A 12,374-nucleotide genomic window follows, 5' to 3' on the forward strand; every position below is an offset into this window, starting at 1 on the left:
TTTTACCATAACTTTTAAATATGTGTACATTGGAATAAAAAACACAAAAAAGTACCGTTCAAAAGATGAAGAACGGTACTTTTTAAACTATTTTTCAGAAAACACTACTTCCACTACACGCTTCGAAGACTCTCCGCTCTCTAAGTAACAGAATTTCTCATAAAAGGGCGCGAATGAAGCTGGCAATGTAAAGTTTGGCTGTTCTGTTTCTCTTACCCAGTCAATGACGCTGGCTGTTTCTTTCACAAGAGGTCCAGGTGCTTCTTGTTCAAAATCGAAGTAGAAGCCCCTCAGCTTGTCACGATATGTTTCAATGTCTGGCACATAGAACAGCATCGGACGTTTGAGGTTTGCATAATCAAAGAACACTGATGAGTAGTCAGTGATGAGCAGATCAGAAATCATATAAAGGTCTCTAATGTCTTCGTAATGAGAGAGGTCATAGGCAAAGCCTTCATATGGCCCTAAATCAAAGTTTTCAGCGACTAAATAGTGCATACGCAGAATGATGATATATTCGTCTCCGATAGCGGCTCTCAGCTCATGCAGATCAAGGTCTAAATCAAATTTGTACTGCCCCTTTTTATAAAATTGATCGTCTCTCCATGTTGGTGCGTATAAGATCAATTTTTTATCAAGCGGCAGGTTCATCTTTTGTTTGAGTGCTCTCATCGTTTCTTCATTGTTTTGATTGTGAAGGAAGTCATTTCTCGGATATCCTGACTCAATCATAGTCTTTTGAAATTGGAAAGCTCGTGTAAAGATTTCGGTCGAATAAGCATTTGGAGAAATGAGATAGTCCCAATTCGATGCTTCCTTCGTGAAATTCTTTTTGTATTTCTTTGTGTTTGTTCCAGGCATATGAACTTCGTCCATATCCATCGCCAGTCGTTTTAACGGTGTACCATGCCAAGTCTGTAAGTATGTGGTGTGTTCTGGTTTTGGAACCCATAGCGGCAAACGACTGTTTACGACCCAATACTCCGCTCTTGCCATTGCAAAAATCCATTTCAATGACAGACGATTGATATAGTAGATGCCCTTTTCCTTAAATGGTGCTTCATGCCCTTTTTTCACGCTCCAGATCAGCGTATATTCAGGGTGATTTTCTTTCATATATTCATAAATACCACGCGGGTTACAACTGAATTGTTTTCCATTAAAGCTTTCAAAAATAACGGTTTTCTTCTTCACAGACAACTTACTTGCCAGCTTAAAGGTCGTTTGGAAAGTTCTTGTCACAAGGCGGTTACGAACTTTCTTTATTTTACCGATTTGCTTTTTGAACTTCTTCCACTTGCTTTTGACGTAGTACTTCGCACGTGTTTTCATTGTATAATCATTGATTCGGATGCCAAGCGTTTGTCTTTTTTTCTTTCGATACACCTCATATCGAATCGGTACATCATTTCTTTTATGAATTTGGACAAGTCCTTTGAGTTTGTTCGAGCGATCTCCAAGCACTAAAGAAGTGGTTGTTAATGTTTCCTCTGCTCCGTTCACATCGCAGATAAATTCAAGATAAAAGCGGTATACAAAGCGTTTGTTTAATGAATAGGTCAATTCCTCTAAAGGAACTTCCGCTGAAAATTGATAAAGCTGTGGTACATGTTGATCATCACGGTATTCGATCACTTCATCTTTTATATAGGTGATATTTACCGGAAAACGATGCTCAATTGGTTCTTCACCATTTTTCTTCAATAGAAGCTTTGCTTCTATGATCTCATACGGATGTTCAGCACTTAGAACGCCTGCATAACCGGACACAGATAACATACATCCTTTGTTGAGCTCGATATGATTGAATTTCACAACCTTCAGCTCACGTTTGATTTTCAAAGATGCATTTCCTTTGTCTGTGCGGTATGGAATAATATACAGCATGGCGTCTTTATTTTCTAAAAAAGTCATCTCAGGTTTTTCTATTTCCATTTTTAAACGGCGTTTATAGTATGACGTCTTTTCTTCTACTTCGGCATGATCCGTTTCTTTTAGTTCTTCTTCCTCTTCTTCCGAATCAGAATCATAGGCCGAGTCCTCAAGCTCGTCCTCATCCTCTTCTTTGTCTGCACTCAAATAGTCCGTCACATACAGGTTGTATGTCTGACCCTGCTCTAATGCAAGCGGAAGCGATGATTCACTCAATACCAATTTGAATAGATTGTCTTCTTGATGAACAAGCGGCAGGAAAAGCTCTTGTTTTGATACTCTTTCCCTCATAAATAAATAAAATTCTCTATCTGTTAATGGCATGTCATCGTCGATACGAATAAGCATTTCTAGTTTCTCATGATGATTTTTTAACCCTTCAACGACACTCTTCTTATGAATTCCCTCTTCAATCATTAATCGTTAATCTCCTCTGTTCAGAAATCTTACCGTTGTGTTGTCACATTATTTTACTTTCCAAGAATAGTTTCCTTGTTTCGTTTGATACGACCATCCATCGATTGACGACGGTTTATTGGTGAGCAGCTCTTCCTCTACTTCTAGACGCTGCAAAACTTCCTGAAGTTCTTCTGTTTTAAAACGAATGTAAAAATCAACGTATTTTGTTTGATTCGTTTCAATGTTTTTCTTTGTTTGAAAATGGCCAATTGGGAAGCTGACTTGATGGTTTTCATCGATTGTTTGAGATATGATTTCAGCTCCATTTACTCGATCATATCCTGCGAAATCAATTTGCACATGATCCGCATGACTCATTTCGTCCCTCAGCTCAAGCTGAAGATGAAGAACATGATGTTCAGCGCTTAGATCACGCAAAACCCATTTCATGCGGTCCACGATCCTTCTCAGTTCATCTTTACGCTCACGGTTTTCGAGCATTTGATGAAGCGCTGTATTCCAAAGAGACATTTCATCAGAAGGCACAAGATAAAAATAGGCTTGTTCTCCCAATACCTTCTCAACATCTAACTTATGCTTAGTATCTCCAAAGAAGACGGCATCCACTTGCTGTTTTCTTATTTGTTTAAATAATTCTCCGTAATGAGAATAAAGTTGATGCGGATCTTCTTCATAATGTGCGTCATGTACAAATGCAGCATAATACGTTGTTTCGGGCTGTTCGACTTTAAACAGGTGACGGTCTTGATCCCGGTCTTCTGTAATCATCAGTTTCAAACGGTCATTTTGTGTTTGAATACTAGATAACCATAGTTGCTTTATATCCGTCTTCTTTGTAAAAGTTTGAATTCCTGTTTTTTTATACCAATTAATATGCCGGACTGGATTCTTTTTTGTATCTCCAGGGTAGATGATCTCCATATAGATATTGCCATCGTCATTGATTAGTTCTTCCAAGTATAGAGCACCTGTATGAGGAACAAAGCTTTGTACTCTGCACAAAACGCCCTGCCAATTGTACTCTTCCCTCTTTACTAATTGCTGCTCTTTATTATATTGATCAATAAAACAAATAGGGGAAGATGGCAGTTCATATCTCGTCACCTGCACTGTTGATTCTTCTGCTGGCATCACTGCTTCATTGATCGATTGAAAAGATGTACCAATGATAAATTCCGAGTAACGCCTTTTACTTCCACTTTCCGGTAGAATATAGTGCTCAAATACATTCAAGATGTCAACTTGGTGAAGAAAGGTCTCCTCCAAGCTATGAATATGTTCTTTCACATTTGCATCATAATTCAAAGTTAAAATGGCATTACGTTTATGTTTGTCAGCCAATGGCTTTAATCTCGCTTTTAAAGACTTTGTTAAGGGCTCATCCTGTTTTGGTACATCACCCATGATAAAGTAGTAATCCATATCAGGCATGTCAACTGATGTCATTGTTTCATGTTGTTCAGGTTGATCCAATGTGTGTTCAACTTTTTTCTTCATCCAATTTTGAAACAAAGGAAGCTCTCCTTAAAAATAATGATAACTTGCTCATTGTATTTTACATGAAAAAGTACTTCTCACCAAAAGATAAGAAGTACTTTTTTTCGATCTATTAAAGTCCAGCAATTTCTTCCTTAATTTGTGTTGTCGAGATGCCTTCTGTTCTTTTCAAGTACACGACTTCGCAATGCTCTTTCAAGAAATCGAATTTACCTTCCCAGTCATCTCCCATGACAAACACATCAATATCGTGCTCTTGCACGTCACGGACTTTTTGATCCCAGCTGTTTTCTGGAATGACTTCGTCTACATAACGAATCGTTTCAAGAATCAGCTTTCGATGCTCGTAGCTGTGATAAGCCTTTTTTGATTTTTGCAAATTAAACTCATCTGTCGATATGGCCACCACTAAGTAATCTCCAAGCTGCTTTGCACGTTCGAGCAGCTTAATGTGCCCCCAGTGTAATAAATCAAATGTACCGTAAGTAATAACTTTCTTCATTGCAAACATGAACTCCTTTCTTCATTCCTTATTCAACTGCTTTCATGCAGTAATGTTTATCCGTAATCCTATGATCATCGTTCGTATTTTTTCGCTCTTCGGAACCTCATTATATCACAGCGCCTATCAAACGTTAAGCAGATGTAAAGACAAACTATTTCCAATTTATTGGGTGAAGAAGGGAAAGTCCGAAGAATCAATGTTTCTCGCAGCAGCATCCTTATGAATTGATGAAAATGTCATGAAATTTAAAGGTTTGTAAAGTTATTGTTAATATTTCATGGAGCATCTGTGATAAAATGATGTGTAGACGAAAAACGAATTTACTAATTAACGTTCATAGATAACAAGATAAAAAAGGAGGTCTAAACAATGCAAACAGAAGTGGTCTCTAACCTTTCTTATGTAAACGGCGACCTAGATGAATTTATTAGCTATATGAATCACCATCATATTTCTCAAAGAAGAGGCGCAATGATTGCGACTGTCAATCCAGAGATTGGCTATGCTGTTATGAAGGATCATGCATATCATCAAGTTGTTTCTTCTGCGGATTATGTTCTGCCGGATGGTGTTGGCGTCGTCTTGATGTCACGTTTGACACAAAGTCCGCTGAAGTCAAGAATTGCTGGCTTTGATGTCTTCATGTCTATGCTTGATCTAGCAAACAAGCAGTCTAAAAGTATCTTTTTATATGGGGCGAAAAAAGAAGTGCTTGAGGCTGTTAAACAGCGAATTGATACGGAATATCCAAATGTGGTCATCGCAGGCAGCTGTGACGGTTATCAAGCAGATAAACGTTTCGTAGCAAAACAAATCGCTCGCTCGAAAGCAGATATGGTGTTCGTTGCTTTAGGTTATCCAAATCAAGAGAACTTTATTTATGAATACCGTCATTTATTCCCGCAGGCTGTTTGCATCGGTTTAGGCGGAAGCTTTGATGTATTTAGCGGAACGGTGAAGCGCGCACCACGATGGATGATTAAAACAAATACAGAATGGCTGTACAGACTTGTTGTGAATCCATGGAGATGGAAACGAATGCTGAATATTCCTAAATACGCTTTTGCCGTATTGAAAGAAAACAAAGGGAAAAAACGTTACTATCCTGAGCAAGCAAAGGATCAGACGAAACAGCTGTGAGAGACTGACCAATGATGAATATACGCTCAATGATCATTTCATGCTATGCAGCTTTCATTTCTTTCATTGGATGGCTGATGAGCGGCGTGAAACCACGAGAAAACCAGGTGACGCTGCTTGTTTCATTTCAAGAGAATACAGCTGCTCTTATTGATGCTTATCAACAACAGGCGAACATGACGATGAAGTTTACTGTCCTCTATACGAAGCATGCTTCTGCGATAGAAAAGGACGAGTCTCATCTGTCATTTCGCTATTTTCATGAAAAAAATCCTCTCCATCTTATTCGATGTATTTATACGATGTTTAAAAGCAAGGTTGTCGTGACAGATAATTACTTTCTTATGACAAGTGTACTCAGAAAACGTCCTTCTACCACCTGTATTCAAGTATGGCATGCCAATGGGGCGTTGAAAAAGTTCGGGCTTGAAGATGCTTCAAATTCGGAACGAAGTCCTCGTGATATTAAACGGTTCAAACGAGTCTATGCGTCTTTCGATTATATCGTTACAGGCTCAGATCATATGCGCGAGATTTTTAAATCTTCCTTTGGGGTGAATGATGAACGTTTTTTACCAACAGGTGTACCGATGACGGATGTGTACTATGAACAGCATCAGCCTTCCTTGAAGCCGAATGATTTTCCTAAAGGGAAAAAGATCCTGCTTTATGCACCGACCTATCGAGACTTTGCAATGGACGGTCTTGTCCTGCCTTTTTCAAAAGAACAATTGCAAACAGAGCTAAACGGTGATTATATTCTGCTCGTCAAGCTTCATCCGGCGGTCAAACATTTAGCGAAGGCGGAAACAGACGATGAATGGATATTTGATGTATCCGATCAGCCGCTTTATCCATTGCTTTGCGCATGCGATGTACTGATCACAGATTACTCGTCGATCGTGTTTGAATATGCACTGCTTGAAAAGCCTGTTTTGTTCTTCACTTATGACTTAGACACTTATCGCAAGAAGCGCGGTTTAGTCGATCGATATGAGGACATCATTCCTGGGAAAGCTTGTATCACTCAAGACATGCTCTTGATGGAGCTGCTTCAACTAACCGAATCAGATAATCAAGACCAAATCAAAACCTTCGCCGAGGAATGGAATCAATATTCAAAGGGAAGGTCCAGTGAGCAGCTCTTATCCTTTATTGAACAACAGCTCTTACACAAAAAACGTCCGGCTTCTCAATAGGAAGCACGGACGTTTTTTTATTTGTTATACACCGGGATATCGTAATACAGAGTATAGTCATCAAGCAGGTTATACAAACTATACATACGAGTGACTTGCTTATAAGCCCAGCCTATATCTGTTGCATATTGATGAGTCGCTGCACTAGACCAGCGCATTTTATAAATTGTATCTTGTTTGTATGTGGCATGATTGATATAGCTGTTGCCAATGAATTTTGCTCCGCCAATAATGGCAGCCTCTGGCGTGAACCATTGCTGTTCATACGCATACTTTGCACCAAGATAGTTCGGATTGCTGTCGTATGCGCCAATGCCATACATGTTATATACTTTCTTTCCATTAAACATCGTCCCATTCGCTAAAATGGAACCTCCGTTACCTGTTTCAAGCAGCGCGTGAGAAATGAGATAAATTTCGTTGATATGATACGTTTTCGCTGCCGTAATGAATGCTTGTCCTTTACCTGCAAGAATCCCTTTGCCTGCTAGAATCTTTGAATTGACTTCTGCAGGATTGAGATTCGCAGCTTCAGAGAGTTTCAGGAATTGAAAATAAGATTGCGTGCCTTCTGCAATATTAGCTGGGTCTACATATTTTTGCACCTCTGCTGCACTTGCATTTCTCCAGCCAAGGCTGATCTTGATCCAGTTTCCTTCTTTCCCAAGCTGTTTCACTTTTGCTCCTTTGTTCAGCTGCGCCACGATGTTGCTTGCAGAGCTCGAATCTGGTGTCGAACGGACATTTAAACCGTCCGTATTCACTGTTGATGTTGCTTGGTCTACATATGGTGCATAGACATAAGCCGCACCATCTGTCTGTGGTGATACCTTCATTTGTTTGTTGACCATCTCATTGACAGTAAGGTTGTAGTTCGTTTGCATGACCATTGGGCCATTTTTGATTTTTACGGCTGTAGCTGTCCAGCCATATTGACTTTTCACAAAAGCAATGGCTGCATTTACAGTTGGTAACCCTGTGAATTGCTGCGTAATGTTGATTTTGTAGGTTGGTTTCGTTGTTGTTTGGTAGGCTGCTGGTTCATTCCGTTTTTTGAAAAATGCCATACCTTGATCGCGCAATGCAGTTGTTGAGATGGCACCTGTTTTGATCTGATATTGACCATAATCAGCTGCACCTGTTTTTTGAGCAGCTGCTTTCATTTTTTGTTTCGTTAAATAACTTAACGCTTGATTCAGTTTTGTCTGATTCACCGTCGGCTCTGTTGTGATCCGGTATTGTTTAACCGCTTCAGTCAACGTTTTTGTACTGCTGGCAACGCCATTTTTCTTGATAATCTCTTGAGCCTGCTTGACTTTATTTTGCTCATATACAGGTGTTGTCTTGAGACTATACGTTTTGCTGACAGCTTGGCCCTTACCAGTTGTAATGCTGCTTGTCACCTTCTGCGTTTTTAAATATGCGGCACCTTTATTGATTTTGGCTTGCTCCGCCGATTGATTGACGACAAGTCGATACGTGCTGTCAGATGCTTTACCTGTTTTTTTCGTTGTTGCTGATACCTTTTTCCTTTGGAAGAAAGCTGCTGCTTTTTTCGCTTGGTCATCTCCTAAAAGGTTTCCAGTCACTACTTGATATGGCTGAGTAGAAGAGATCTTTTGCGATGTGTAGCGCCATTTCTTTTTCTTGAAAAAGGCCACCGTTTTTCCGTATGCTGTATCGTTCAGTTGATTGAGCTTCACGATATAATTTTTTGTTTTTCCCACTCGCTGTACAGTCCCTGTAGCGCCGGTTTGTTTCTTAATCTGGGCCGCAGCTGAGGATGCCTGTTTGTTGTCTTTGAAATAGCCTGATTCCAAGCGATAAACATTTTTTAAAGCGCCTGTCTTTTGAATCTTCCCGCTGATCTTTGCTTCTCTTTGAAGCTGGGTAAGAAGCGTCTGTGCTTTTGACTGGTTCGCTTGTGCAGCTGATGTGACGATGTAATATGGCTTGCCTGCTGTCACCGTTTGAAGCACCGCTTTTAAACCAGACTCTTTTTGAAAGCCTTGCAAGATCGTATTCGCCTTACTTTGCCCAACGATACCGCCTGAAATCAGCTGATACACAGTGCCTGCTTTGTTTTCAGTTTGGTATGTACTAGTGACACCGGCCTGCTTTTGTAATTCGGTTTGAATATTTTTGACTTTCGTTTCAGAATCAATGGTTCCTGAAATGACCTGATAGGAAGGTCTGCTTTGATTGATCACTTCATAGGTGCTATTGAGTCCTGAGGTTTTCGTTAGCTCGAGTGAGAGCTTTTTCGCCTGAGCTTCATCATTGACGGGGTCAGATACGACCTTTTGTAATGGAAGGCGGTCACCTACTGGAGACACCGTACCGCTCATGCCCGTCTCTTTTTTTAATGCAGCTGCACTTGCACTCGCTGCTGCTTGTGACTCATATCCTGAGGCAGTGAGCTGATAGGTCGACGTGTTTCCTGAGGTTTGATAAGTGGCTGTCCACTTTTTGTCCTTCTTCAATGTTTCCACTGCTTTTTTCACTTCTGACTCTGTTGTAAATACTTTTGAGGTGTTCATCGTATAAATGGATTGATCGACATAGGAGGCTGCTTGCGCTTCATTGCCCGCCTGTACTGTCATACCAAAGGCAGCTGCGAGTAACATAATCTTGATGGTTTTTTTCACGTTCACTGTCCCTCTCTTAACTTTGCATAATCGTCTACTAATCTCTTTATCGACAAAAACAAGTACTCTTTCAAGTCATTTATGCAATAGAAAAATAGAGGACCCCTTCGAAGTCCTCTTTTCCTTTATATATGCGATACAATCAGTTCACAAGTTCCTTCAATTGAGAAGTTCCCTGTTTCAGCCGGCAGGATAAAATGAGCTCCTTTAGGCAGTGGATATGTATGCCCATCATGCGTTAGAGCCCCTTCCCCGCTAATTACACTGCACAGCAAAAACGGATAATCTTGCGAAAGCTCTACTGCTTGATCAATTTCCCATTTATACACTGAGAAATACTCTGCTTCAACAAAAGTTCGAATGGTCAGCCCACGGCGTGTTTCAACTGATTCATCTGCATAACCATCTACATGGGGGACCGTTGTGACATCAATGGCTTGCGCAAAATGAAGTTCACGTTCATGGCCATTCTGATCTTTTCGTTCATAATCATATACCCGATAGGTGGTATCTGAGCTTTGCTGCGTTTCGAGGACAAGCGTTCCTTCGCAAAGCGCATGAATGGTACCGCTTGGCACATAATAAAAATCACCAGGCTTAATCTTCACACGACGCAAAAGTCCTTCCCAATCTCCACTGTTCATCATGGTCACAAGCTCAGTTCTTGTTCTTGCGCTGTGCCCATAGATCATTTCTGCTCCTTCTTTGCAGTCAATGATATACCAGCACTCTGTTTTTCCAAGCTCGCCATTTTCATGTCTTTCCGCGTAATCATCATCTGGATGAACTTGAACGGACAAGTCCTGGTTTGCATCTAAAATTTTAGTTAACAGCGGGAATCGATCGCCTTCTATTCCCCCGAACAATTCTCTGTGATTGTCCCATAGTTCGATCAGCGTTTTCCCTTTATATGGACCGTCTTGCACGACACTTGGTCCGTTTGGATGAGCAGAAATTGCCCAGCATTCTCCCGTTTGATCAGAAGGAATATCATAGCCAAATTGATCTCTTAAGGCTGTACCTCCCCATATTCTCTCCTTCAATTCAGGCAGTAAAAAAATTGGTGACTGCTTCATTCAGGATGACTCCTCCCTTTGCTACCCTTTGATAATCCTTATAAGGCTTGATGAAAACTAGCAAGTCTCAACTTTTATTATGACGCTATCTAAAGAGAAGTCAATCCTTTCAGTACACCAAATGAAAACGATAACACGAAAAGATTTCATCCTTTGACAGAGCCTGCGAGAAGCCCTTTGACAAAGTATTTTCCGAGCAGTATATAGACCAAAAGTGTCGGCAGTGCGGCCAATATTGCCCCTGCCATTTGGACGTTCCATTGCACAATTTGACTGCCTGATAGATTTTGCAAGGCAACCATCACCGGCTGATGCTCTGCAGTGGTCATCGTGACTGCAAATAAGAACTCATTCCACACATTTGTGAACTGCCAAATCGCGACCACCACAAATCCTGTGATCGAAAGCGGAAGAATCATATGTCTGAAAATCCCGATAAACCCTGCGCCGTCCATTTTTGCCGATTCAATCATTTCATCAGGAATGCTCACATAGAAGTTTCGAAACATGAGTGTTGTGATTGGAAGTCCATATACGACATGGACTAGTACCAAACCTGGAATCGAATTGTATAATCCGACTTCACGCAAAAATTGAATCAGTGGGATGAGGATACTTTGATATGGAATAAACATCCCAAACAGCATTAGAGTAAAGACTACTTCTGATCCTTTGAAACGCCATTTTGATAGGACATAGCCATTCATCGCCCCTAAGACAGCAGACAATGAGGTAGCCGGAATGACTAGATAAAGAGAATTCATTAAATTGGGCGCTAGCTTTTCAAATGCGATTTGATAGCTTGAAAAATCAAGTGTTGACGGCAGTGCCCACATTTTCTCAAGGGTTACTTCACCTAATGGCTTCAAACTTGTGACAAGCATGACATAAACTGGCATGAGAAAAAAGAGACTGCACAAAATCAATAAAGCATAAAGAACTGGACGGACAAACCATCTAGCTGTCATGATGACGCCCCCTTCCGGCTCGACAGGAGATATGGCACAATAAAGACCGCAACTGAGATCAGCATCACAATCGCGATAGCGGCACCGCCCGCATAATGGTTTCCTCTAAAGGTCATTTCAAACATGTACACGCCCGGAACATCTGTGACAAAGTTTGCACCCGGTCCTGTCATCGAGTAAATCAAATCGAAAATCTTTAATGAAATATGAGCCATGATGATAATGACACTTGCAGTTATCGGTTTTAATAAAGGAAAAATAATCTTCCGGTAAATCTGCCATTCGGTTGCGCCATCCATTCTAGCAGCCTCTCTTACTTCCTCTGGAATGCCTCTCAAACCCGCCAAATACATCGCTAGAGAAAATCCAGTCATCTGCCAAACAGCTGCAATTACGACTGCAATGATTGCCGCAGGGACACCAAACTCAATTTTCCCCCAGACAAATCCAGCTAAAATATTCGTATCCGTGTACCACTTAGGCTGGATACCAAGCGTCTTTAAAAACAGATTCACCCCAGTGGACGGGTTTAAAATCCATTGCCAGACGACCCCTGTCACAACGAAGGAAAGGGCCATTGGAAAGAAAAATAAATTCCGAAATAGAGATTCACCCTTGATCTTTTGATCTAGTAAAATCGCAAGTGCAAGCCCAGAGGCAATAACGGCTCCAATAAAGAATAGAGTAAAAAAGACCGTGTTCCGAAGATCTGACTGAAAGCGGAAATCTTGAAACAGCATCATATAGTTTTGAAGCCCTGCGAAAGAGAAATCAGGAACAAGCGAGGTCCAATTTGATAATGACACATACCCTGTCCAACCAATAAAGCCGTAAACAAAGATGAATAATAACACAGCCGACGGGGCTAAAAATAGAAGCGCAAGCAGCTGATCCCCACTCCATTTTTTCCGAACACGTTTGACTTTGGGTGTTGATGCTTTTGTGATCGGCGATGTATCCATGCGCATGAAGCTACACTCCTTTTTAAA

Annotated in this window: 9 protein-coding genes; 2 read left to right on the forward strand and 7 right to left on the reverse strand. The window is 40.8% G+C overall.

Going from position 1 to position 12,374, the window contains the following annotated elements; all coding sequences use genetic code 11:
• Positions 1–87: 87 nt before the first annotated feature.
• The 3 genes from MHH68_RS16250 to tagD all read right to left on the reverse strand — a co-directional run bounded on the left by MHH68_RS16250 (position 88) and on the right by tagD (position 4,351).
• Positions 88–2,349, reverse strand: coding sequence for a CDP-glycerol glycerophosphotransferase family protein (locus MHH68_RS16250; protein WP_339164117.1), 2,262 nt, complete (start codon positions 2,347–2,349; stop codon positions 88–90).
• 48 nt (positions 2,350–2,397) lie between these two features.
• Positions 2,398–3,864 carry an alpha-glucosyltransferase N-terminal domain-containing protein gene (locus MHH68_RS16255; protein WP_339164120.1) on the reverse strand — a complete coding sequence of 489 codons (1,467 nt, stop codon included), beginning with the start codon at positions 3,862–3,864 and terminating at the stop codon, positions 2,398–2,400.
• 97 nt (positions 3,865–3,961) lie between these two features.
• Complete coding sequence (tagD, locus tag MHH68_RS16260; protein WP_008343212.1) at positions 3,962–4,351, reverse strand: glycerol-3-phosphate cytidylyltransferase; 390 nt, start codon at positions 4,349–4,351, stop codon at positions 3,962–3,964.
• A 372-nt stretch (positions 4,352–4,723) separates the two neighbouring features.
• Here tagD and MHH68_RS16265 point away from each other — a divergent pair, with 372 nt between their 5' ends.
• Positions 4,724–5,494 (forward strand): WecB/TagA/CpsF family glycosyltransferase, encoded by a 771-nt coding sequence (locus tag MHH68_RS16265; RefSeq protein ID WP_169055811.1) that lies wholly within the window; start codon positions 4,724–4,726, stop codon positions 5,492–5,494.
• Positions 5,495–5,505: 11 nt separating this feature from the next.
• Entirely contained in the window at positions 5,506–6,693 is a 1,188-nt protein-coding gene (locus tag MHH68_RS16270; protein ID WP_339164124.1) for a CDP-glycerol glycerophosphotransferase family protein, read from the forward strand.
• A 17-nt stretch (positions 6,694–6,710) separates the two neighbouring features.
• Here MHH68_RS16270 and MHH68_RS16275 read toward each other — a convergent pair whose 3' ends face one another.
• From MHH68_RS16275 to MHH68_RS16290, 4 genes are all read right to left on the reverse strand, one after another.
• Entirely contained in the window at positions 6,711–9,341 is a 2,631-nt protein-coding gene (locus MHH68_RS16275; protein WP_339164127.1) for a glucosaminidase domain-containing protein, read from the reverse strand.
• Positions 9,342–9,466: 125 nt separating this feature from the next.
• Positions 9,467–10,417, reverse strand: coding sequence for a mannose-6-phosphate isomerase, class I (gene manA, locus MHH68_RS16280; protein ID WP_058013538.1), 951 nt, complete (start codon positions 10,415–10,417; stop codon positions 9,467–9,469).
• 146 nt (positions 10,418–10,563) lie between these two features.
• Positions 10,564–11,385, reverse strand: coding sequence for a carbohydrate ABC transporter permease (locus tag MHH68_RS16285; RefSeq protein ID WP_339164131.1), 822 nt, complete (start codon positions 11,383–11,385; stop codon positions 10,564–10,566).
• Positions 11,382–12,347, reverse strand: a complete 966-nt coding sequence (locus tag MHH68_RS16290) for a sugar ABC transporter permease (protein WP_058013887.1) — start codon at positions 12,345–12,347, stop codon at positions 11,382–11,384. Before MHH68_RS16290 ends, MHH68_RS16285 begins: the two co-directional genes overlap by 4 nt.
• Between the last annotated feature and the right edge of the window lie 27 nt (positions 12,348–12,374).

It is taken from the genome of Bacillus sp. FSL K6-2841 (assembly GCF_037976435.1).
Classification (GTDB): Bacteria; Bacillota; Bacilli; order Bacillales; family Bacillaceae; genus Bacillus; species Bacillus pumilus.